Source organism: Gracilibacillus sp. HCP3S3_G5_2 (assembly GCF_052063305.1).
Taxonomy (GTDB): domain Bacteria; phylum Bacillota; class Bacilli; order Bacillales; family Amphibacillaceae; genus Gracilibacillus.
Window position 1 is genome coordinate 55601 of record NZ_JBQHXU010000014.1, and the last position, 24338, is coordinate 79938.

The window sequence follows — 24338 nt, forward strand, 5'->3', positions numbered from 1 at the left end:
GCTTGTTGTAATCGCTTATTTTCTTATATACAATTAAAAATAAGATGAGGTGAAGAGATTGAAAACATTAATAAAATATCGCAAAATTGTTTGGATATTCGTATTATTATTTATCATTATGGGTATCTTCACGTATGTGCAAATTCCCAAACGGGATATTCCAGAGATTGAACAAAATATCGCTACAGTTTCAACGGTTTATCCTGGGGCAAATCCTGAAACAGTCGAACAGAAGATTACAAACCCTATTGAAGAAGAAATACTAAGAACAGACGGAGTTGATCAAGTCACCTCCACTTCAACAAACGGTTTTTCAACCTTAACGATCACCTTAAAGGATAGTATAGACACGGATACTGTTTATGCTGCTATACAACAAGCTGTACAGGATGCGCAAAAAAACTTTCCGGACGAAGCAATGTCCCCCAATGTACAAACAGATCTTGCTACCTCAAGCGTTGCTACCTATCATATATTAAGCGAAAACCATGAACAACTACTTTCTCTCCGAGAGCAAATGGAGGATTGGACATCCACCCTAAGTGATTTAAAAGGGGTTGCCTCTGTTTCGATGAAAGGCTTACCAGAGCAGAAAGTACGTATTGCTTTAGATCAAGAACTTTTAGCTGAATATCAGATTCAGCCCTATCAAGTGATCGAAACCATTCAAAATGAGTTAAGTCCAAGTGCATTAGGAACGGAACAGAATGAGCATCAAAATATTCTGCTAAATATAGACACGATTGATGAGCTTACACATTTAGAGGACATTTACGTAGCAGCAGATATACGATTATCTGATCTTGCTAGCCTTTCCATTGAAGACGAGGCATTAGATGATTTAATTACACACCGTGATCAAGCGGGATTATCCATTACCATTTTTGCAGAAAATGCTGTAAATATATCCAACCTTCAAACCGAAATTGATCAAGCAGTAGCTGACTTTAAAAAAGACTTACCTGCTGATGTCACAGTAGAGCGCTTCTACTCACAAAGTACTGTAATCGATGAAGTATATACCAATTTGTTAACATCATTAGCGATATCTTTTCTCGCTGTTTTGATCATTATGTTTTTAGGACTTCCATTGTCCTCTTCTATATTAGTAGCGTTGGCAATTCCGATCTCTATTACTATCGGTTTAATTCCATTACCATATACAGGAGTGGACCTTAACCAAATTTCGATTATAGGTATTATCGTGGCTCTCGGTATATTAGTCGATGATGCGATTGTTGTTAATGATAATATTATGCGCCATTATCAATTAGGGGCCTCACCACTTGAAGGAGTAAAAAAAGGCGTGAAAGAAGTGGGATTGTCGATCGTGACATCTACTTTATTAATCGTGTTCAGCTTCTTTCCGTTAACCTTTCTATCAGGTAGTAATGGTGACTTTATTCGTGCATTACCGGTTGCGCTCATCGGCACCATTATAGCTTCAACCTTGATCGCTCTAACGGTTATCCCTACGATTCAATATACAAGACAATTAAAGTTATATCGTACAAAGAAGCGACAGGTTGGCATATTAACAAATTTTTTGCGGTGGTTAGAAGGTCTATACGCCGATAAAATTCTGCCAATTACGATAAAAAAACCTTGGATTACTGTTATGAGTGGAACGATCGTTTGTATATTATTGCTATTGTTAGTGATAAAAGTACCATTTGAATTCTTCCCTGCTGCAGACCGTCAAGAAGTTACACTATCTTTCACGATAGAGGAAGGTACCGGACTAGAAGAAACAGACCAAGCATTAGCAGAGATAGAAAACTATATTCATGATCATGCCGACTTCATCACCGAAACGGCTCGGTATACTGGCAGTGGCTTGCCCAATATCTTTAATTCTAGTTTGACAAGGTCTGGTGAAAATACCGGACAAATAGCTATTCGTGTTAATCGTGAGCAATCATCTGCTAGTGCATTTATCGAAAATTATCAGGATGCCTTACGAGAACAATTTCCGGACGGTGAAATTTTCTTAGAAACGATTGTCTCTGGTCCACCACCCTCGCCAACAATGGAATTAAAGCTTCAAGGGCCTGATTTGGATATCCTGTTAGAAAAATCGATGAAATTAAAAGATGAGCTTCATGCACTTGACTCTGTTGACATCGCAACCATTAATGCAGGAACTAGCCAACCGGTAAAAACATATGAAATAGATCGGGATTTCTTGGCTAAAAATGGTATTCCTATCAACCAAGTAACATCCACTCTTCAATTAGCAAATGCAGGTGTTCCATTATCTGATATAAATACCGATAAGGGCAGACTAAATATGGAAATTGTATTGGATGAAGGAGCAGAAAATGCCATTGACCTTAGCGCACTTCATGCTGTTGTCACTTCTACTGAAGGAATGCCAGAGATTTATTCCTATGATGCGTTTATATCTACTAAGTTAGAAGAACAAATGGCGGCAATCACCCATGACAATGGAAAAAGGACGATTACCATTGCTGTCTATGATGCTAGTGAAGGAGACTTTAGTGCAGACACTTCACAAGTGATCGAAAACATGCGTAGCGAACTTACTGCATTAGATGACCATTATTCATTGAGTGAGGACGGAGAGGCAAGCGCTGAATCAGCGTTCTTTGTGGAAGTGGCTCAATTATTTATACTTGTATTATTCCTCATTTACCTGACACTTGCTATTCAGTTTAATTCTTTAATAACGCCTGTTCTCATAACAAGTACTGTATTTTTAGCGGTAACAGGGGCAGTTGTTGGCTTATTTATAAGTGGTCAACCACTGAGCTTTTTAGCTGTACTCGGTATTGTATCCTTATCTGGGATTGTTGTTCGAAACTCAATATTAATTATCGAGTTTATCGAGCAAAATAAACAACGCTATGCAGGTAATACGATGAACGCTATTATCACAGCAGGGCGTGCAAGATTACGACCAATTATTTTAACTACCTTAACCTCAATCGCAGCACTAGCACCTATTATTATTATTGGTGACGTATTATTTAAACCATTAGCAGTTTCCATCGTATCGGGAATTATTTTCTCGACGACTTTAACATTATTATTACTACCTGCTTTTTATCTAACAATGGACCGAATTAGAATCAAAAAGTAGTAGGATTATTTTATGTATAAAGTAAAATGATCTTACAACACAAGCCCCCCTCTTAGAACTAGAGGGGGGGCACCATTTTTTAGATAGCCATATCCTTGTTGATAGCTTCTTTATCTTTATACGTTTCAATATTTAATTTTTTCATAATTTTAGAAGTTAAGGTTCCAGATAAAATGGAGCCATTTACGTTTAATGCTGTGCGTCCCATATCGATCAGCGGTTCAACTGTTATGAGTAAACCTGCTAATGCTACCGGAAGATTCATAGATGATAGGACAATTAATGCTGCAAATGTTGCTCCACCACCAACACCCGCAACACCAAACGAACTAATACCAATGATTAAAATCAAAGGAATGAGGAAATCGAGCGATAGCGGATCGATTCCTTGTGTTGGAGCAATCATTACCGCAAGCATTGCAGGATAAATTCCCGCACAACCGTTTTGACCGATGGTTGCTCCAAAGGAAGCCGCCATATTTGCGGTACCGCTATGAACACCAAGACTTTCTTTTTGTACTTGAATCGTTAATGGAATAGTACCTGCACTTGATCTTGATGTAAATGCAAAGCTTAACACTGGTAATACTTTACGTAAAAAAACAAACGGATTTAACCTAAATAACGCTAGTATAATCATGTGAATAATAAACATAGCGATCAACGCTACATAGGATGCACCGACAAATTTACCAAGTTCAATAATACCTGCTACATTGGTTTGGGCTACTGTATTTGCCATTAACCCTAAAATACCGTATGGTGCCAATCGCAAAATGATCGTTACGATACGCATGATCACAGTGTAAAAGGTGTTGACGATATCTACAAACTTCTCTGCTTGTTCTGGTTGCTTTCTTCTTACACCCAATACGGCAATACCAACTAAAATGGAGAAAATAACAACGGCAATAACAGATGTTGCACGCTCTCCTGTCATATCTAAAAAGATATTAGAAGGAATAAATTCCAGTATTTTTTGTGGTGTGGACATTCCTTCAACAGTCCCTAACGTTTCCTCTAATGATGCGGCACGCTCTGTTTCAGCCTGCCCCATTTCAATTTGGTCTGCATTCAAGTTAAAGATAGATGAACTTGTGACACCAACTACTGCTGCTACCATTGCAGTAGCTACTAAAATACCTATAATCCATGCTGACATTTTTCCTAATTCAGATGATTTCTCTAAATTAATGATTGATTGAATGATCGAAACCATTACTAATGGAATAACAATCATCATTAACAGTCGAACATAGCCATTCCCAACAATGTTATACCAATCTGTTGTGGCAGTGACGATTTCTGAATCAACGGAATAAGCAATTTGCAAAAAGGCGCCTAACAGTATACCGAGACCTAAACCTGCGAATACTCGTTTACTAAACGACACGTGTTTTCGTTGCATGCCTATTAAAACACCTATAAATAAGAGCATAATAGCAATATTAATCAAAATAAAAACTGTATCCATTCTTTTTCCTCCTTATCTATTAACCCTACAAGAATACTTGGATATATTACATGTTATTACTTACTATGTCAAAGTTTATGATTGGTGCATACCATAAAGAGATAATTAGTACTTTGTATCACGGTGCTAAACGTCTGTAAGACCCACATTGATATAGTCTCCCTTTATAGTGATGGATGTGATGTAGGCTTACTACAAACTCATCTAAACACATGAAAAGAGGCTTTGACAAAAGAAATTTATAATTAAAAAAATCCAAACGATTATGAACTGCACCCTGTTAAATAGGCCTTGAAATCGTTTGGATTTTCATTTTTATGAGGAACATTCTACGCACTAACTTATGTTGCTTCGTAGTAAATCTTGAGAGGCTATAGTTGCGTAACAATACGTATTGCATCGTTCGTATTTGATGTTAAGTAAATAGTTTATGTCTCAATCTCTTAAGTTGCTATCGATAGATCTTCTTCTAACACTAATTCAACATTTCCCTGAATTGCCCGTGAGATCATACAGGAAGACTCTGCTTGTTGCACGATCTTTTCCAATCGTCTTAAATGATCGGCAGTTGCTTCTTTTTTTAATGCTACAACAGGTCGGTGCGTGATTCGTTTATAAGTAAATACCCCATTAGTAACATCCACATCCCCTACAGAGCTTAATTCTAAGTGCTCGAGGGGGAGATGTGCTCGTTCGATCATAGCTGCCATCGTTATTAAATAACAGGTGGCAGCAGCACCGAGTAACATTTCGTCTGGATTTGTTCCTATTCCCGGACCATCCATTTCTGGAGGAATAGATATTTTTGTATTTAAATTACCTGCTTGAATATGCCCTACTTCATTTCTGCCACCTGGCCATGAAGCATTTAACGTAAATTGATGTAAGGTCATTTCATCCATCCTTTCCCTCCCCATTATAGTCATGGTTAGCTGTGTGACAAAATGATCTGTTTAAGTTTATGCTTCTGCTTTTTTCTGTTTACCAGATAGGAACCACCCGGCAAGCGCAATGATAACAAGAATCGAGTAAAATATTAATTTCCATACCATAGAGTGTGCGAAATCATGTGGCAAGATGTGCACATCTTCATGGGCTAAGACACTTACTACTAATTTAATCCCAACCCAGCCCACGATAATAAAGGCGGCAATTTCTAAACCTGGACGTTCTTTCAATAATCTCACAAATACATTTGCGGCAAAACGCATGATGATAAGTCCAATCATCCCACCAGCCAGTACGACAAGAAATTGACCTGTATCAAGACTTCCAATCGTACCAATACCAGTTGCAGGCAATGCAACAGCTAAGGCAACTGCTGCTAGAATCGAATCGACGGCAAATGCTAGGTCAGCTAATTCGACTTTTAATACCGTCATCCAAAAGCCACTTCCGCCTTTCTGCTTGGCTTGCTCTGCCAATTCTTCGGCTTCCGTTTCTTCTTTACGTTTCTTCTTAAAGGTATCATATAAATGTTTAATCGAAATAAATAATAAGTATGCTGCACCTATAGCCTGTACTTGCCAGACATCCACAAGGAATGAAATAACAAATAGCGAAGCAAATCTTAAGATAAACGCACCTGCCAAACCGTAAAATAGTGCTTTTTTTCGTTGCTCTTCAGGTAAATGCTTCACCATAATAGCTAAGACAAGCGCATTATCTGCTGCTAAGATCCCTTCCAAACCAATTAATACAAGTAAAACCCATCCATATTCTAACAATAATTCCAACTACTCCATCTCCTTTAAAATGATCCTCACCAGCAGGTAAAGGACCACGCAAAAAAACGAGACCTTTACCACTGATGGTAAAGGTCTCGCCTACAACGTCCGAGTTGCCAATAATGCCGGAGATTACTCCCGAAATGACGACAATTATTGTAACAGCTACTCCCCTTTATGTATGTTATTACTATAAGTCTTTTTTTACTTTCTGTCAATCATTAGATAAGAAAGCTTAATGTGCGTCACGAATTACCTCTTTGTAATACAAGTACACATGTTTTAATAGGGAAGAATTCCGGCAAGTTGATGACCTATTATCACTATCGAGTCTCAGAGCTAGCAATCTCCGTACATCCATTCTTACCATGTACAAAAAAGAGAACCTATACCATCATCGTAATAGCATTAGGTTCTACTTTTTTTCATCCATTATGCACGAATAATATTGTTTATTCTTTCCTCTACTTCTGATTGAATAGTTTGTAAAAGAGTATTGCTTTTCTCTGCATTATCTGTTTTGACACCGAAATAGCTCTTGATTTTAGGCTCTGTACCAGAAGGTCGGAAGCATACCCATGCATCATTTTCTAATAAAAATTTCATCACGTTTTCTTTTGGCAACGTAATGTCTTCCTCAGTTGCACTTGCCGGTAGCTGACGCTTGCTGCTTTGATAATCTTCGATCGCTGTTACTTTTAATCCACCTAATTGTGTAAATGGATTTTTGCGGATATCTTCCATTATTGCTGCGATTTGTTCAGCTCCGTCTTTCCCTTTAAGCGTTAAGGAGTTCAATCCTTCTAAATAATATCCATGTTGTTGATATAAAGTATCTAATGCTTCTAATAACGACTTACCTTTTGCTTTCCAGTAATTCGCCATTTCGCATGCTGCTACTGCTACTTGTACCGCATCCTTATCGCGAACAAAATCTCCAATTAAATAACCGTAGCTTTCTTCGTAACCAAAAAGAAAATGTCGATGATCCGATTCAAACTGCTTAATTTTTTCGCCGATAAATTTGAAGCCAGTTAACGTGTCAATCGTATTAACGCCATAATGAGAGGCAATCGCGCGCCCCATCTCAGTAGTCACAATCGTTTTAATAACTTGGCCATTCTCTAGTTCCTTATCACTCGAATGGGATAATGTATAATCTAATAAAAGGGATCCAAGCTGATTTCCGGTAAGAACTTGATAGGATCCTTTGCCATCTTTAACAGCAATACCTAAACGATCAGCATCTGGATCTGTACCAATTAAAATATCAGCATCAATCGCTTTTCCTTGTTCGATTGCCATCTCAAATGCTTGATGTTCCTCAGGGTTTGGTGACTGAACGGTCGAAAATTCCGGATCGGGAATTGCTTGTTCTTTTACTACGTGTACATTATTAAATCCTATTTGCGCTAAGCCTTTTAATACCAAATCATGCGCTGTTCCATGCAAAGGCGTAAAGACAATATTCACTGTATTTTCTTCTGCTTGCTTTTGGATAGTTTTTAACTCTTTTAGATAAGCAGTATCGACTGTTTCCCCAACCCATTCTAACAGACCTGCGCTTTCTATTTCTTCCTTACTCTTGACGGTAACATTTAATTCGTCTTCTACTTTGTTCACCTCTTCAATGATAGCAGCAGCCTCTTTTAATGGTACTTGTCCGCCATCCTCATTGTATACTTTAAAACCATTATATTCAGGAGGATTATGACTTGCGGTAATCATAATACCGGCAGCTGTTTGTAAATATCGAACTGCAAATGAAAGCAAAGGTGTTGGGCGTAATGATTCAAATACATATGCTTTAATATGATGTGCTCCTAGAACTCTTGCAGCCTCCACAGCAAACTCCTGTGACATATAACGGGAGTCATATGCGATGACAACTCCTCTTTCATCTGCACGTTCGATATTTTTCGTTATGTAATTTGCCAAACCTTCTACTGCTTTACGTACCGTATAAATGTTCATTCGATTGGTTCCAGGTCCAAGCATTCCGCGCATTCCACCTGTACCAAACGTTAAATTTTTATAAAAACTATCTTCTAGCTCTTTCTCATTGTTGGATAGCTCCTCTAGTTGGCTTAATAAATCTTTATCAAGCGCTGTAAATGATGTCCATTTTTTAAATGTATTTTGCCATGTCATATGATTTCCCCCTTAATCCAATATTTATAATCCTATACTAGCATAGTCTATCTATCGTTTCTATTGTTTTCACATAGCAATTGTACAGATCACTTTTTTAATAAAATGTATACATTTTTAGCAAATGGGACTACCAATAGCGGTAGACCATTTAATTTTTGGTATTTTTGCTTCCCTATTATTATCATTCAAATACCATATTTTCCATTTTATATGATAGAATAGTTTTAATGAATATGACAGTAAAGGTTGTGGCATTTTTGTTTGAAAAGAAGAGCATACGGATTCTCGTAACACTCATACTTATTTTCACCTTAATCTATTTAGTCTCTATAACAAGGTTTATATTCGAGCCTGTCGGTGCTTATCTGACTGCAATTGCTGTCCCAATTATTGGAGCAGGGATTATATTTTATATCACTAATCCAATTGTTAATTGGTTAGAAAAAAAGAAAGTACCTCGATTTGCAGGTACACTTATTGTATTTCTCTTGATCCTATTAATCATTACGATCATTATTAACTTCGTTGCTCCTGTTGTACAAAGGCAATTTTCAAACTTTGTGGAAAGTGTTCCAAAAATGGTAGATAATGCGGAGAAACTGTTCGAAATGTGGCAAGAGAATCAAAACATTATACCACCGCAATTTGAAAATACCATTCAAAATGTAATGGATAACTTTAGTCAGTATGCGGAACGAATTACCGCAAGTATTATTGGAGTAATTGGGCAAATTTTCAGTTTTGTATTCGCATTTTTCTTAATTCCGTTCTTTCTTTTCTTTATGTTAAAAGACGGATACAAGTTTGTACCTTTTGTTTCAAACTTTCTAAGCCCTAGTAAAGCAAAAAGCTTCAAAAAATTAACTGCGAACATTAATCATACATTAGCATCGTTTATCCAAGGGCAATTTATTGTTAGTCTTTGTGTCGGGATTATGCTTTATATCGGCTATTTGATCATTGGCTTGGATTATTCCTTATCCTTGGCGTTGTTCGGGTTAGTAATGAATTTCATTCCATTCCTTGGTCCATTTTTATCTGCCATCCCTGCTATTATTGTTGGATTCTTTCAAGATCCGATCTTGGCAGTATGGGCGACAGTGGTTATGGTAGTAGCCCAGCAAATTGAAAGCAACCTTATCTCACCTAATGTTATGGGTAGAGCATTATCTATTCACCCGTTAACAGTAATTACGTTGATTTTAGCAGCGGGAGGAATTGCAGGATTTTTAGGTTTATTATTTGTCATTCCAGCTTATGCAGTGGTGAAAACGATTATTGCGCATTTCTATCATGAATGGGAGAAAAAACAACCGGAAGAAGATCCAGATTTGTTTTAAAAAGTGAAGGATAAACCGATGATATAAGATACCATGGCTTTTCGCCACATATGCTGGCGAAAGCCTTAGTTACCTTATAAAACGAACACTCAATAAGAAGAAACAGACCGGCGAGACAAAGCAAACTTACTTTAAATTTTTAACCATAATGTAATTATTTTGTTCTTCATCCCCTATATAGATAGAGTAAGATCCTCTTTTTTCAAATCCCATCTTTTCATGAAAATCAATAGCATTTTTATTTTTACGCCAAATTCCTAACCAAATTTCACTCTTATTTCTTTCTCTCGCAATATCGATTCCTGTTTGTAACAGTGACTTCCCTAACCCTTTCTCATGAAAGGTATTCTTTACATAAATTCTTTCAATTTCAAGTGCATTATCACCTATTTCATAAGTTTGTGCTTTTCCTTCGTTCACTTTTAAATAGCCTGTCAGGACATTATCTACATATTGGAATAAAAATGTTGAGGATGGATTGGATAATTCTTTTGTAAGTTGTTCGGTATTGAAGGCTTTTTCTAAATATTCATGAATATTTTCGGGTGTGTTTAAATGGCTATAGGTTTCGTTATACGTTTCTGTACCGATGTCCTGTAGCAATTGTAAATCTTCCAGCGTACATTTTTTAATAATTGTCTTCACTTAATCCTCTCCCTTTCATTTATTTGAAAATTAGCATTTGCTATTCGAGCAAATCAAAAAATTTTCAGGTATTTTTAGTATATTGTGAATTTTCCCCACAGTCAATGAAAGCGAATTCAGATTTTGATATTTTTTGATAAAAAAGTGTACTTCGTTTAAAGGAAGTCTCACTATACACTAGGAAGAATACGAATTTTTTTCGAAGTTTCGCAAATTAATAGGACTGATTGGGTCTTTAGCCAAGCTATATTACATGCAAAAAAGCCTTAGCATTCCACGCTAAGGCTTTTTCAGATGGGATTATTCGCCCATAACTTCTGCGATTTCTTCTTGTAGTTTATCAAAAATTGCTGGGTCAATACCTTCTACTTCATCACGATAGTATTGATGCACCGGCTCAGCCACTTCTCTAAACTCAGCAATTTGATCTTCATCCAGTTCAATGATTTCTGTCGGGTTATCTGTATCAGCTTCAATCGTTTCTAGACCAGCTTCATTCTGACTTAGCTGCTCTTCAAATACCCATTCTTGCATTTCTGCAACTGTTTCATCTACAACTTGTTTCACACTATCGTCAAGACTGTTATACCAATCAGTATTCGCTGTAGTCATTGCTACATAGTTATTATGATTGGAAATAGTAATAGTGTCTTGCACTTCATGGAAGCTTGCAGATTCGATAAAGAAAATAGGGTTTTCTTGTGCATCCACCGTTTCACGGTCTAATGCCGTATAAAGCTCGCCCCAGCTTAATGATTGTACGGTTGCACCATAAGCACTATAAGTTTCACGCATTAATGGTGATTCTTGGACACGCATGTTAAGTCCTTGCCAATCAGAAGGTGATTCAATACCAACATTACTAGTCCATGCCATGGCACCTTCTGTCCAGTAAGAAAGAGGTGAAATACTATGCTCTTCATACTTCGCACGCAAATCTTGATTTAATGCTTCACTATTAGTCAATACTTCCTGTACTTGTTCCTGATCAGATGGGAAAAAATAATGAAGGGAAAAAATCTGACCGTCTTGAACTTGCCCACCTGTAAAACCTGGTGACATAACTGCTAGCTCCACGCCACCTTGTTGTAATAATTGTGCCTGGTCTACCTCACTACCTAGTGCCCCATATTCTAATGGCTCAACTGTGATAGCTCCTCCAGTTTTTTCACTAATACGATTGGCAAATTCTGCAGCATACTCATATTGAACTTCTCCTTGAAGCTCCTCTGTTACAAATTGCCAAGTATCTTCTTCAAAATCACCAGTTGCTTCTTCTCCACCTTCGTCAGTTCCTTCTGTAGCTGTTTCATCCCCTGTGTCTTCTGTTCCTTCTTCGTTCTCTCCACCACATGCTACCAGTAATAGGCTAAGTGTGAAAATGGAGACCATCATAAGTAAATACTTTTTGTGAAAAATGATTATTACCCCCTAAAAATGTAGTATTAATTTATTTAAAGCGACTAACTAGTTAGCCTGCTTTATTAACTTAAATTAAGGTTAAAGATAATTGTGGGAACAAAATGAGTAACACACCGATAATCAGTAGTATGATAATAAATGGCGGTGTACTTCTAATTACCTCTAGATAAGGCTTTTTAAATACCGCACTGGCCGTGAAAATATCGACCCCAAATGGTGGTGTTGCTGATCCTAATGCTGCTTGGAATGTAACAATAATTCCAAGGTGAATTAAGTCTACACCAGCTTGTTCTGCGGCAGGTGCGAAAATTGGTGTTAAAATTAAAATGACGACAATTGGATCAACAAACATACACCCGACAAAGAAAAAGATACTGACAATAATTAAAACATATAATGCACTCGGATCTGTTCCCAGAACTGTTTCGGTAATTTGTTGTGGGATTCTCGCATAACCAAGAACCCATGTAAATAGCTGACCACCAGCTACTAAAATGAACACGGCTGATGTAACTAAACCTGTTGAGAGTGCGATACTCGGGATTTTCTTCCACGGTATTGTTCTGAAAATAAGCACTTCCAGAATTAACGCATATAATACGGAAATACCAGATGCCTCAACAGGCGTAAAGACCCCTAAATAAATACCACCAATAATAATGATTGGAAAACCAAGTGGTAATAATGCCTTTCTAAAGAATTTGAATCTTTCAGGCCATGAAACTCTTTCAGCTAATGGAATATTTTTAACCTTTGCATAGATGACACTATATATAGCAAACGATAAAAACACCATAAGACCTGGAATTATACCAGCGATAAATAAGTCACCGACTGATACACCTGAACCTGCTGCCAATGCATATATAATCATCCCGATACTCGGAGGTACCAGAAGCGCAGCATCACTAGAGTTAATGATTAATGCTATTGCACTCGAATCTTTATATCCAATCTTTAATAACCTTTCACGCATCGGCCGCCCGATTGCTACAACCGTCGCCTGTGTCGATCCCGAAATGGCACCAAACATTGTACACGCAGCTGCTGTTGTAACCGCATAACCTCCACGAATGTGCCCAACAAATGCCCCGATAAAATCTAACAATCTATTTGACGTTTTTCCGGACGTCATGATATCTGCTGCAAATATAAATAACGGCACACATAATAATACCGGTGATTCTATCCCTGTTAGCAACTGTCCCATCAATAAGTCCATGTTTAAATTAGGATTAAAGATGAGCATAACGACAACCGGTGCTAATATCAACGGTATCATCATCGGGAAATTTAACAGCAATAATACAATCATTATGCATAATAATGTCGTTAACATAAACTTTTCCTCTCCACAGTTTTATCGTTTAAATAGATAAATCTTCTAATTTTACGTCTTTTTTCTTTTCATCATTATAATCTACTGCATCAACTCCTAAATAAACTTTGTCCTTCGCCTTAGCAGTAAAATTAACAAAGGTATTGCGTAAAAATTGAATACCTGCTGTCACAAAACCGATGGGAATAAACACAGCCATTAAATATCTAGGCAATTCCAAAGAAGTCGTAATAGCCCCCGTACTATGCTCAAACATGACATAGCTGTATGAATAGTACGCCATTAAGAACATAACGATCGCCGTAATAAAGTTAATCATAATCATCATTACTTTTCGCACTTTAAACGGAGCAAAGTCATAGAATGCTGACATACTGATGTGGCGTCCTTTTCTTGCCGCATAAGATATACCCATGAATGTGGCGATAACGATCGCAAATTTACTCACTTCATATGCAAAGTAAAACGCACCTGAGTTAAACACTTCACGTGCTATAACATTCCCAACGATCATGATCGTGATTAATATAATCGCAAAGCTAAGGATGAATTCCTCAAGCCTCATTATCATTTTGTCTATCCAGTGAAATACCTTCACTATTTCTCTTCCTCCCCTACAAAGGACTAACTCGCCGAAATTGTACTATATTTAATGGTACAAAAATGTTGTAGCGTTCACAAATTTACTATAACTTGATTGAGATCAATTAAACTACAAATACTGGTATCTAAAAAAAATGGTCGCCTTTCATGGATATATAATGTCATTTCCTCATAAATAATTCATTATCCTTTAAAAATGGTTCAAGTTTTTCATATTTATGGAAATATTTGTTTATTATTGCATGTGACTTTACTATTTACTGTTACTGATTTACGCTTAATAAAGGAGATAGCATCATTAATTGGGGTGAAAAAAATGACCAGAAAAGAAATAGAAGCGGAAATTGAAGATTTAAAAGCGGATTACACAAGACTATCTGCTGATCTTGAAAAACTAGTATATGTTGGCGCCAATACAGAATATAATGAAAAAGAATTAGAACGTTTAGCCGCACAGATTTCCTCACTTCGCCAGAAGCTACAACAACAAAAAAGCTAGCAACTGCTCGTTGCTAGCTTTTTCCATTTCTTTTTTTCTCTAATTTTTCTTGGATTTTATTAAATTCTTTACTTGGTGGTGTTAAGCTAACAATCGTATCACCTGCTGTTGCTGTTGTTTCTATATCTTCTGTAAAAAATTCAATTTGTTTTGATTGCTTCAGTACAAATAACAGTACCGTTTCCTTATCCCGATCTCTTAAATAATCTTCAAATAAATAACGACCGGTTAACGTAGTTTTTCGTAAGACATAGCCACTCTTTAATTTATATTTGAGATCCTCGATACCTTCTGCTGATGTAAATACTTCCTTTCCACCAATCTTATGATCGAGATCGACTAAATTGTCTCCACTATGACTTTGCTTCGTTAAACGGAATACATTCTTCCGACCAAACTCCGGCAGGAAAGTAGTACAAACCAATGCATTATAAGAATCATATTCGGTCGCCGTTAATAAATAATCATATGGGGTGAAATCGATCGTATACTCCGTCTGCTCCGACAGGATTTCACAATGATTATGACGGACTCCTTCTTTTCTGGCTCGATACAGCCGATCCCATGATGAATCAACTATCATTGCTGGAATATCAAGTTCGTGCATCACCTTTGCTAATGCATTCGTAAAACGGTTAGAGCCGACAATCAGGACTCCAGGCTTCCCTTCAGATGAGAGGTTTAATTTTTTAGCTAACCAACCAATCGAAAAGCCATGCACAACCACTGTAGAGAATACTAATGCAAAAGTTAAAGAAGTAACGAGGGAAGCTCCTGCAAAACCTTCATCTTCCAGTACTGTTGCAAAATAGCTTGCTACTGTTAAGGCAACAATCCCCCTAGGTGCAATCCAGCCAACCAACGTCCTCTCCTGCAACGAAAGCCCGGTTTTGATCGTTGATAAGAAAATCGACAGTGGACGAACGACAAATAGCATTAACAATACATATCCGATTATTTCTGGCCGGAATACATCCAGCAGTGTCTCCATTGTAAGTGATGCCGTCAATAGAATGAACACAGTAGATATTAACAATATAGAAATGTTTTCTTTAAAATGACGCATATCTTTGATCGATGATATACCGAGATTTGCTAATGTCATCCCCATTGCTGTTACAGCTAACAAACCTGTTTCGTGCTTCACTTCATCTGCAATGATAAAACAGGCTATTACGGCTACGAAAACAGCAGGAGACTTTAAAAACTCGGGTATATGGCCTGACTCAAACATCCAGCCAATTACTTTTCCAAAAACAACACCGAGTACCACGGCAAACATCGATGCTAATAAGAAAAACAATAAAGCTGTTGCGTCTCTTCCGTCAGCTGACAGAAATAAGATAAATTCAAACGCGAAGACAGCCAATAACGCACCAAATGGGTCGACAACAATCCCTTCCCACTTGAGGATCTTCGCTGGTGTTGGTTTTAATTTTGATTGCCTTAATAATGGCAAAATAACTGTTGGTCCTGTTACAATAAAAATACCACCAATGACAAATGCAACCGCCCAGGATAATCCTGCTACATAGTGTGCAGTTAACGAACCGAATATCCAGGCAAGAAAGGCCCCCAATGTTACAATACGAAAGACTGGCTTCCCTAGACCTTTTACCTCTTTAAAGTTTAAATTCAGACTTCCTTCAAAAAGGATAATCGCAACTGCTATTGAAATAAATGGGCGATATAAATCACCAAAGGCTTCCTCCGGGTTCATCAATCCGAATATCGGGCCTGCGAGTAATCCTGCTATCGACATAACAACAATGGCAGGTAGTTGAAATTTCCAAGCTATCCATTGGGACCCGACCCCGAGAACTGCAATAAGCATGAGTATTAATAATAATGAGTCCATCACTATTCCCCCCTCCGCATGCTGTTTTTTCTATCTATTTTCACTTTCATTACATTCATTGGAAGCTTACATCATTTTAAAGGTTATTTGAATGGATGTAAATATTTCTTTTTTATAATAAGCTAAATTTTGCATATAGGTATCATCGTGAAAAAATGTTATGCTAACAATGAGTTTATTTAAAGGATGATAAATTATGAATACCTTAGATTTATTAAAAACATATTTTGGTTATGACCATTTCCGCCCTGGTCAGGAACAAATTGTTGAACAAATTCTTACCCATAAAAATACATTAGCTATCATGCCGACAGGTGGTGGAAAATCAATTTGTTATCAAATTCCTGGTCTTGCCCAAGATGGAATTACTCTCGTAATCTCCCCCCTTATTTCACTAATGAAAGATCAGGTAGATGCTTTACAATCCTTAGGTGTTGCGGCTACATACATTAACAGTTCCTTATCAACCGAAGAACAATTTAACAGGTTAGAGGAAATTCGTAATAGAAGATACAAATTTGTTTATGTGGCACCAGAACGCTTTGATTCAAATACATTCTTTGCTGCGATTAATTCATTAGATATTTCTTTGATTGCCTTTGACGAAGCCCACTGTATTTCACAATGGGGGCATGATTTCCGTCCAAGTTATCGCACTGTTGTAAAAGCTGTTAAGCAATTACGCAAACAACCTGTCCTGATCGGATTAACCGCAACTGCCACTAAAGAAGTGATTCACGATTTACAACAGTTGCTAGATGTAAGTCACGATGCAGTTGTTAATACTGGCTTTGCTCGCAACAATCTAACATTCCAGGTGGTCAAAGGGCATGATCGGCAAAGTTATATCATTGATTATTTACAGGCACACCCTGATGATACAGGTATTATTTATGCCATTACCCGAAAACAGGTTGACCAGTTGTATTTTCTGCTAAAAGAGAAAGGAATCTCTGTCCAAAAATATCATGCCGGGATGTCGGAGAAAGCGAGAAAAGAGGCTCAAAATGACTTTATATATGACAATGCACGTGTAATGGTAGCTACCAATGCTTTCGGTATGGGGATTGATAAATCCAATGTCCGTTATGTGCTTCACTATGCCCTTCCGAAAAATCTGGAAAGTTACTATCAAGAAGCTGGTCGTGCCGGTCGTGATGGTGAGCCAAGCCAATGTGTCATTCTTTTTTCCGGACAAGATATTACCTTGCAAAAGTATTTAATAGACCAGTCGGAAATGGATGAGGAGAAAAAGAAAGGGGAATATGACAAATTACAGGCGATGATCAATTATTGCCACACAGATCAATGCCTGCAGCAATATATTTTGCGTTATTTTAATGATACTATTTCTTCAAGTGATGCATGTGGAAGCTGCTCAAACTGTGATAGTGAATGGGAAAAGGTGGACCGCACAAAGGAAGCACAGATGGTACTTTCATGTGTCAAGCGAATGGACCAACGATTCGGATCCAGTTTGGTAGCAAAAGTGTTAAAAGGCTCGAATGATAAAAAAGTAAAGCAATTCCGATTTGATCGTTTATCTACATATGGATTAATGAAAGATAGGACAGAGAAAGAACTAGTTTCCTTTATTCAATTTTTAGTAGCGGAGGACTTTTTGTTATCAGAAGGTGGACGATACCCTGTCCTGCGCTTGGGCAAACGAGCTGTATCTGTTCTGAAAGGAGAAGAAAAAGTATATGTACAGGCAGCTAAAGTGGCGACAAAAGAAGCTGTCGAATACGATACAGATATGTTTGAGCAATTAAGAAGGGTGCGAAAGTCCTTGGCAGATCAGCAAGGTGTTCCACCATACGTGATTTTCTCTGATAAAAGCTTGCGGGAAATGTCTATTATCAAGCCAACGTCGAGATATGAGATGTTACAAGTTCATGGTGTTGGTGAGCGGAAATTCGAGCAATATGGTGAAGTGTTTCTGGAATGCTTTGCAGAAGAAGCTTAGCACAGTTCTGTTAAAGTGACAGGTATTTTTAACCGATAACTTAACTACTTCTTATATAAAAGAAGTTGGAACAAAAGAATTTATCATTACAAAAATCCAAATGATTATGAACTGCCCCCTGTCAAGTAGACAGTTGAAATCGTTTGGATTTTCCTATTTATTAGGAACATACTACGCAATAACTTATTTTGCTTCGTAGTAATTTTGAGAGGTTATCGTTGCGTAACCATCGCTCCGGCTGTCCACTTTCACTCCTACGCTATTAGAGGTGTTCTACACTATTTACTACAGCTAGGATAGTGACCCATTATTTGATGATAGCTAGTTTTGATCGTAGTGAGTAGATAGCCAGGTTATTTCTCTCATTCGTTGTAGCTTCTAAAATAGCACAGGCCGACCGTTTCGACTCCGGAGGGATTAGCATGATCTGAAGATCCACTTTTGTAAAGTGATCTTCTTTGCAAAAGTTAGCTGAAGAGCATGCCCCTCGGAAAGCGAAACGGTCAGCCGGAGCGGATGCTTTAAACTCGATATCATAAAACTTAAGTGAACATTATCCCTATATCACGAAATAATACTTTTGTATCGTTCGTATTTGATGTTAAGAAAATAGATTATATCCCAATCTCTTTCTATTCATTTCCTTAATCAAAATCGATGGCCCATGCTCCTTGGCGGAAGACAGGTTCTTTTTGTCCATCTTGTGTTTCACCGTCGATGTCTAAGTCTGCTGAACCGATCATGAAATCCACATGTATCAAGCTATCATTCACCCCATGTTTGTCTAGTTCTTCCTCATTCATATCAGATCCACCTTCAAGGTTGGTAGGATATGCTTTCCCTAAAGCAATATGACAGGACGCATTCTCATCATATAGTGTGTTATAGAATATTAAACCAGACTGGGAAACGGGAGAGGCGTGTGGTACTAATGCCAATTCACCAAGCCTTGTAGCTCCTTCATCTGTTTCAAGCAAATGCTTCAACGTATCGTAGCCTTTTTCAGCTTCAAAATCGACTACTTTTCCATCTTTGAACGTTAAACTGAAGCCATCAATCATGTTACCACCATATACAAGTGGCTTGGTTGCCGTTACTTTCCCATCCACTTTATATTTATGGGGCATCGTGAACACTTCTTCTGTAGGCATATTTGGATTAAAGTCTTTCCCATTAGGTAATTTTGCTGAACCACCTTTCCAAATATGTCCTTCAGGTAGTTCAAAACGGATATCTGTACCTTCTGATTTAAAGATCAATGCTTTGTAAGATTTTTTATTCAAATATTCACGTGCTTGCCTTAACATGTTGTTGTGCTCATCCCATGCAGCAATCGGATCTTCCTGATCAACACGAACAATTTGGAAGATTTCTTTCCATAAGCTTTCGATTGCATCTTCTTTCGATTTGTTAGGGAAGATTTTTTGTGCCCAATCACCTGTAGGGATCGAAATGATTGACCATGGAATACGATCATTCATTGTATATTGACGAAACTCTTTCATCGCTTCCCCACTTGCTTTGGTCGCTTTTGCGATTTTAGCAGGATCAATATCCTTTAATAAATCTGGGTTGGTAGAGCGAATATTTAATAAAGCTGCTCCATCTTCCGCAAAGTCTAACTGCTTTCTCACTTGCCATTCAGGAACATTTGTCAACACTTCTTCTGGTGCATAGTAATATTTTAAATAAGTCAATTCATCATCTGACCAATTAATATGTACATTTTTTGCACCCATTTCATATGCTTTGCGAGCTACTATTCTTGTAAAATCAGCTCCCTCAATAGTGGAATTGATTACAAGTGCTTGTCCCTTTTGTAAATTCACTCCTGTTTTTAAAGCTAATTCTGCGTATTTTTCCTGTAGCTGTTTATCTGTCATTATGATTCCTCCTTCAGTTCCTCTATTAAAAGGGATAGTTCTTCCCATCTTTCTATTTTTGCTTCCAATTGTTGTTCCATTGCACTCTGTTTATCGTACAGTGGTTGGATTTTATCAAAGTCACTTCCTGCTTCGGCAATTTCTGTTGCGATTTGCTCGAGCTCTGTTTCCAGTTCTGTTATCTCATCTTCAATAGTATCCCATTCTTTTTGTTCACGATAGGATAGTTTTTTCTTTTTACGCTTCGGACGTTGGTTGGCAGTAGACTTGGTTTGGTAAGTCTCAGCTACTGATTCCTGCTGTTGTTCCCGAAATTCGGAATAATTCCCGTAGAAAAAGCTAAGTGTTTCACCTCCCGTAAAAGCAATAATCTGTTCCACCGTTTTGTCAAGAAAGTAACGATCATGTGATACCGTAATGACCACGCCCGGAAATTGATCTAAATAGTCTTCCAGCACCGATAATGTTTCAGTATCAAGATCGTTGGTTGGCTCATCCAGAAATAATACATTCGGCTCTCGCATTAATACCGTTAATAAATATAGTCTGCGCCGTTCACCACCTGATAATTTCCGGACATATGTCCACTGTTGTGATCTTGGAAATAAAAATCGCTCCAGCATTTGTTCTGCTGTAATGATACCACCATCAATCGTGTGTACTACCTCCGCTACATCACGCACGAGATCAATCACTTTCACACTATCATCGAGTTGCGGATAATTTTGTGTGTAATAACCAATTTTCACTGTCTCTCCGACATCAATTGTTCCTGCATCCGGTTCAATATGACCTGCCAAAATATGAAGTAAGGTGGTTTTTCCGCTGCCATTAGCACCTACAATTCCGATTCGGTCACCTGGCTTGATGAGAAAATCGAAATCTTTAAACAGTAGTTTTTCATTATATGCTTTGCGCAATCCTTTGATTTCCATCACTTTTTTACCAAGGCGAGTGGAGCCTACCTGAAAGTCCAAATCGTGTTTCTTTGTATCAAAAGTTCTCTCCTTCATTTGTTCGACGCGATCAATCCGTGCTTTTTGTTTCGTTGTTCTAGCCTTTACACCTGCCTTAAGCCAAGCGATTTCTTTTTTTAGAATATTTCGATGTTTTTGTTCAGCCTGTAATTCCTGTTCTTCTCGCAATGCTTTTTGCTCTAAAAATGTTTGGTAATTGCCTTCATATGTATATAAGTTACCCTTATCCAACTCAAAAATACGGTTGGTAATCCGATTAAGAAAATAACGGTCATGCGTAACAAGTAAAATCGCACCCTGATAGTTTGGCAAAAATTCTTCTAGCCATTCAATGGTATCGTTGTCGAGATGGTTAGTCGGCTCATCAAGTATGAGTAAATCTGCTGGTTGAATTAATGCTTTGGCAATTGCAACACGTTTACGCTGTCCACCAGATAGATTGGCAATTTTCTCGTCAAATGCAGGCACCCCTAATTTTGTTAGGATTGTTTTAGCCAGTGTCATCGCATCCCAGGCTTCTACCTGGTCCATCTTTTCCTGCATTTTTAATAGTTGATTCTGCATTGCTTCATTTTGTGGGTCTTTTTCCAAAGCTAATACTGCTGATTCATATTGCCGTAAGGTAACCATGATGGCTGCATCTCCATAATAAATATGGTAGAGCACCGTGTCTTCCTCTTCTAACTGTGGATCTTGATCCAAGTATTCTATCCGGTAATCATTCGGATGATCGATTGTACCAGATTCTGCCTGATCCATACCTGCTAAAACTTTTAACAAAGTGGACTTACCTGTACCATTAACCCCGATCAAGCCAATCCGATCATTTCCGGTAATCGCAAACGAGATCCCGTCAAACAATTCTTTCTCACCGTATGTTTTGACTAGACTATCTACTTTAATCGTGCGCATTATATCTTTCCTTTCTAGTTAAGACAACCCGGACAATGCCAATGGGGTGCATCGGTACGTTTTTGCATTTCCTATTGCTGGAAACTGTTTTCTACAAAATTGGTGAAATTAATCTTGAAATAGACTCTTTGATCTTAATCCATAATGAACGCTGTTGATATAAAGAATAGGTAAGGTTCGTGACATGCTCCATATCTTTCTCAAATTCATCAACCAACATTTCTGCAATTGTCTCATTATATAAAAAGGCGTTCACTTCAAAGTTCAAGCGAAAACTGCGAACATCAATATTCGCCGTTCCTACCGATGCAATTTTACTGTCTACTACTATCATTTTAGCATGTAGAAACCCTTTTTGATAAATATAAACAGTTGCACCTGCTTTTAACAAATCGCCAATATAGGAATAGGTTGCCCAATATACAAAGGGATGATCGGGTTTATTAGGAATCATAATTCGAACGTCCACGCCTGAAAGACAGGCAATCTTCAATGCATCCAATAGACTTTCATCCGGAATAAAATAGGGTGTTTGGATATAAATATAGCCCTTTGCTGACATGATCATCTTTATATAGCCATGCTTTATCTGTTCCCACTCAGAATCCGGTCCACTCGAAACTATTTGCATACCGATTTTCCCAGTTGGGACTGCTGTATAATAACGCTCATCATATTCAATATCATGACGGGATGCCTGATTCCAATCAAGAATAAACCTAGTTTGCAAATGTTTGACCGCGCTACCGGTAATACGTAAATGAGTATCACGCCAATAACCGAATCGTTTGTCCTGACCTAAATATTCATCGCCAATATTAAAACCGCCAATATAACCTATATTCCCATCAATAATCGCCAGTTTACGATGGTTACGATGATTAATCTTAAGATTTACTTTCGGGATTAATGGTGGAAAAAAACCTTCCACTTCTGCACCAGCTTGACGCATTCTTTTAATCATTTTTCTGCTTAGTGATCGTGAGCCTAAATCATCATATAAAAAACGAACTTCGACTCCTTCTTTTGCTTTTTTTATCAGGAGATCTGCCAGTCGTTGACCAAGATGATCAGACCTTACTATGTAATACAGCAAATGAATATGGTCAGTGGCATTTTCGATATCTTCCATTAAGGAATTGAATTTCCGGTTTCCATTGGTAAAGATCTGTACGTCATTATCCTGTGAAAAAATCGCATCATTATTACATAAATGAAGGTAGTATAAGTCCTTATATTGGTACATTCTAGAATCATTGAGAAAAAATTCGTCATTTTCAATTTCACGTAATTGCTTTTGAACGGCCGTTTTAACCCCTAATTTACTTTTAGTATCCCAAGTAAAGATCGTTTTGTTACTTAACTTTCGGCCAAAAATAAGATATAGAATAAAGCCAACAATCGGAATAAATGTTAATACCATGATCCATGCCCACGTAGAAGTTGGATTTTTACGCTCTAAAAAGATAATGGTTAACGATAACAGAATATTAAAAATTAAGGTAAAACTAATAATAAGTTGAAAAAACTCCACATGTAGCCCCTCCCTTCTTCTTTACTAATATAGCACAATTATGACCTAGCTAATAGCAATCGCTATTAGCCTAGTCAATCGTAATCGAGCCGTTATCTTTTTCCGTTTTCGGGCCTTTAATTTCTAACACACCATCTTGAAAGCTTGCTTTTGCCGTTCTTTTATCCACAGCATATGGCAAAGTAATGGTTCGTTGGTTACGATGCTGCCTTCTTTCTTTATGATAATAATGATACGATTCATCATACTGTTCGGTTTCCTCTAAATAATCGATCATCACAGTAATTTGATTACCTATTATTCGTAGTTGAATTTGTTCTTTCTTTATTCCTGGTAAATCAACACGCACTATCCATTCCTGTTCGGTTTCTGCAATATCTACAGGGATTTGCCTTGGGACTTTTGCCTGTTCAAAAAAGCTGTCGATCGTTTCCATTACATTTCTTGTAGGTTTTTCATAGAGAAAAGCATCGAGCTTCTTGATAAAATCTTCTCCCCATTCCGGTATTCCACCTTTTTGTGACACTGGATCACTCCTTTCTATACATCGTTATTACTGTTACAATTGATGAGTGACAATACTTATCAGGGTGCTCTTTTATTTTATGCACCTAGATAGTAAATGATCCTGCTGTTAATCACCTTTAATATTCTGAATTTTCTGTTGACGATTTCCAATATATAACTTATAATGAGGACAATTGAATACACATTTTAACTCTTATTAAGAGAGGCAGAGGGAATAGGCCCTATGAAGCCCGGCAACCTTCAGTTTAAACAGTAAATTGAATTGGTGCTAAATCCTACAGGTTTCACCTGAAAGATAAGAGGAGGACGACTAATACATTTCAACCTCTTCTTACTTTTGTAAAGAAGAGGTTTTTTATTTCTAATTAGGAGGG

General features: G+C 37.5%; 17 protein-coding genes and 1 riboswitch. Of the genes, 4 read left to right on the top strand and 13 right to left on the bottom strand.

Annotated elements, in window-relative coordinates; translation table 11 throughout:
• Positions 1 to 49: 49 nt before the first annotated feature.
• A complete protein-coding gene (locus tag ACTNEP_RS17900; protein WP_441163342.1) occupies positions 50 to 3103 on the top strand; it encodes an efflux RND transporter permease subunit in 3054 nt (1017 codons plus the stop codon).
• A 79-nt stretch (positions 3104 to 3182) separates the two neighbouring features.
• Here ACTNEP_RS17900 and ACTNEP_RS17905 read toward each other — a convergent pair whose 3' ends face one another.
• From ACTNEP_RS17905 to ACTNEP_RS17920, 4 genes are all read right to left on the bottom strand, one after another.
• Positions 3183 to 4577: an L-cystine transporter gene (locus ACTNEP_RS17905; RefSeq protein WP_441163343.1), complete on the bottom strand. Its 1395-nt coding sequence runs from the start codon at positions 4575 to 4577 to the stop codon at positions 3183 to 3185.
• A 443-nt stretch (positions 4578 to 5020) separates the two neighbouring features.
• On the bottom strand, positions 5021 to 5470 hold the full coding sequence (locus ACTNEP_RS17910; protein ID WP_441163366.1) for an OsmC family protein: 450 nt from the start codon (positions 5468 to 5470) through the stop codon (positions 5021 to 5023).
• 66 nt (positions 5471 to 5536) lie between these two features.
• Positions 5537 to 6313: a TerC family protein gene (locus ACTNEP_RS17915; protein ID WP_441163344.1), complete on the bottom strand. Its 777-nt coding sequence runs from the start codon at positions 6311 to 6313 to the stop codon at positions 5537 to 5539.
• A gap of 423 nt (positions 6314 to 6736) precedes the next feature.
• A complete protein-coding gene (locus tag ACTNEP_RS17920) occupies positions 6737 to 8455 on the bottom strand; it encodes a phospho-sugar mutase (RefSeq protein WP_441163345.1) in 1719 nt (572 codons plus the stop codon).
• 260 nt (positions 8456 to 8715) lie between these two features.
• Here ACTNEP_RS17920 and ACTNEP_RS17925 point away from each other — a divergent pair, with 260 nt between their 5' ends.
• A complete protein-coding gene (locus ACTNEP_RS17925; protein WP_441163346.1) occupies positions 8716 to 9798 on the top strand; it encodes an AI-2E family transporter in 1083 nt (360 codons plus the stop codon).
• A gap of 126 nt (positions 9799 to 9924) precedes the next feature.
• Here the strand turns inward: ACTNEP_RS17925 and ACTNEP_RS17930 are convergent, their stop codons facing one another.
• From ACTNEP_RS17930 to ACTNEP_RS17945, 4 genes are all read right to left on the bottom strand, one after another.
• Positions 9925 to 10443, bottom strand: a complete 519-nt coding sequence (locus ACTNEP_RS17930; RefSeq protein WP_441163347.1) for a GNAT family N-acetyltransferase — start codon at positions 10441 to 10443, stop codon at positions 9925 to 9927.
• A 300-nt stretch (positions 10444 to 10743) separates the two neighbouring features.
• Positions 10744 to 11838, bottom strand: coding sequence for a TRAP transporter substrate-binding protein DctP (gene dctP / locus ACTNEP_RS17935; RefSeq protein ID WP_441163348.1), 1095 nt, complete (start codon positions 11836 to 11838; stop codon positions 10744 to 10746).
• Positions 11839 to 11932: 94 nt separating this feature from the next.
• The gene (locus ACTNEP_RS17940) at positions 11933 to 13204 is read right to left on the bottom strand and encodes a TRAP transporter large permease (RefSeq protein ID WP_441163349.1); all 1272 of its coding nucleotides are present in this window, start codon (positions 13202 to 13204) and stop codon (positions 11933 to 11935) included.
• Between the two features lie 28 nt (positions 13205 to 13232).
• Positions 13233 to 13802: a TRAP transporter small permease gene (locus ACTNEP_RS17945; protein WP_441163350.1), complete on the bottom strand. Its 570-nt coding sequence runs from the start codon at positions 13800 to 13802 to the stop codon at positions 13233 to 13235.
• Between the two features lie 321 nt (positions 13803 to 14123).
• Here ACTNEP_RS17945 and ACTNEP_RS17950 point away from each other — a divergent pair, with 321 nt between their 5' ends.
• Positions 14124 to 14306, top strand: a complete 183-nt coding sequence (locus ACTNEP_RS17950; RefSeq protein ID WP_441163351.1) for an SE1832 family protein — start codon at positions 14124 to 14126, stop codon at positions 14304 to 14306.
• A gap of 13 nt (positions 14307 to 14319) precedes the next feature.
• Here the strand turns inward: ACTNEP_RS17950 and ACTNEP_RS17955 are convergent, their stop codons facing one another.
• Complete coding sequence (locus ACTNEP_RS17955) at positions 14320 to 16164, bottom strand: cation:proton antiporter (RefSeq protein ID WP_441163352.1); 1845 nt, start codon at positions 16162 to 16164, stop codon at positions 14320 to 14322.
• Between the two features lie 196 nt (positions 16165 to 16360).
• Between ACTNEP_RS17955 and recQ the strand changes: the two genes are divergently transcribed.
• Entirely contained in the window at positions 16361 to 18130 is a 1770-nt protein-coding gene (recQ, locus tag ACTNEP_RS17960; protein WP_441163353.1) for a DNA helicase RecQ, read from the top strand.
• Positions 18131 to 18774: 644 nt separating this feature from the next.
• On the opposite strand, the gene ACTNEP_RS17965 is transcribed toward recQ, so the two are convergent.
• From ACTNEP_RS17965 to ACTNEP_RS17980, 4 genes are all read right to left on the bottom strand, one after another.
• A complete protein-coding gene (locus tag ACTNEP_RS17965) occupies positions 18775 to 20013 on the bottom strand; it encodes an aminopeptidase (protein WP_441163354.1) in 1239 nt (412 codons plus the stop codon).
• Positions 20013 to 21902 carry an ABC-F family ATP-binding cassette domain-containing protein gene (locus tag ACTNEP_RS17970; RefSeq protein ID WP_441163355.1) on the bottom strand — a complete coding sequence of 630 codons (1890 nt, stop codon included), beginning with the start codon at positions 21900 to 21902 and terminating at the stop codon, positions 20013 to 20015. The genes ACTNEP_RS17965 and ACTNEP_RS17970 overlap by 1 nt, the downstream gene beginning before the upstream one ends.
• 91 nt (positions 21903 to 21993) lie before the next feature.
• Positions 21994 to 23436, bottom strand: coding sequence for a cardiolipin synthase (gene cls, locus ACTNEP_RS17975; protein ID WP_441163356.1), 1443 nt, complete (start codon positions 23434 to 23436; stop codon positions 21994 to 21996).
• A 70-nt stretch (positions 23437 to 23506) separates the two neighbouring features.
• The gene (locus ACTNEP_RS17980) at positions 23507 to 23962 is read right to left on the bottom strand and encodes an Hsp20/alpha crystallin family protein (protein WP_441163357.1); all 456 of its coding nucleotides are present in this window, start codon (positions 23960 to 23962) and stop codon (positions 23507 to 23509) included.
• Positions 23963 to 24154: 192 nt separating this feature from the next.
• Positions 24155 to 24266, top strand: a riboswitch (SAM riboswitch).
• Positions 24267 to 24338 lie beyond the last annotated feature (72 nt).

Coding starts and splice junctions, on each gene's coding strand:
- ACTNEP_RS17920 (WP_441163345.1), bottom strand. CDS start 8,455: ATGACATGGCAAAATACATTTAAAAAATGGACATCATTTACAGCGCTT.
- ACTNEP_RS17965 (WP_441163354.1), bottom strand. CDS start 20,013: ATGACAGATAAACAGCTACAGGAAAAATACGCAGAATTAGCTTTAAAA.
- ACTNEP_RS17955 (WP_441163352.1), bottom strand. CDS start 16,164: ATGGACTCATTATTATTAATACTCATGCTTATTGCAGTTCTCGGGGTC.
- ACTNEP_RS17905 (WP_441163343.1), bottom strand. CDS start 4,577: ATGGATACAGTTTTTATTTTGATTAATATTGCTATTATGCTCTTATTT.
- ACTNEP_RS17970 (WP_441163355.1), bottom strand. CDS start 21,902: ATGCGCACGATTAAAGTAGATAGTCTAGTCAAAACATACGGTGAGAAA.
- ACTNEP_RS17910 (WP_441163366.1), bottom strand. CDS start 5,470: ATGACCTTACATCAATTTACGTTAAATGCTTCATGGCCAGGTGGCAGA.
- dctP (WP_441163348.1), bottom strand. CDS start 11,838: ATGATGGTCTCCATTTTCACACTTAGCCTATTACTGGTAGCATGTGGT.
- ACTNEP_RS17940 (WP_441163349.1), bottom strand. CDS start 13,204: ATGTTAACGACATTATTATGCATAATGATTGTATTATTGCTGTTAAAT.
- ACTNEP_RS17950 (WP_441163351.1), top strand. CDS start 14,124: ATGACCAGAAAAGAAATAGAAGCGGAAATTGAAGATTTAAAAGCGGAT.
- recQ (WP_441163353.1), top strand. CDS start 16,361: ATGAATACCTTAGATTTATTAAAAACATATTTTGGTTATGACCATTTC.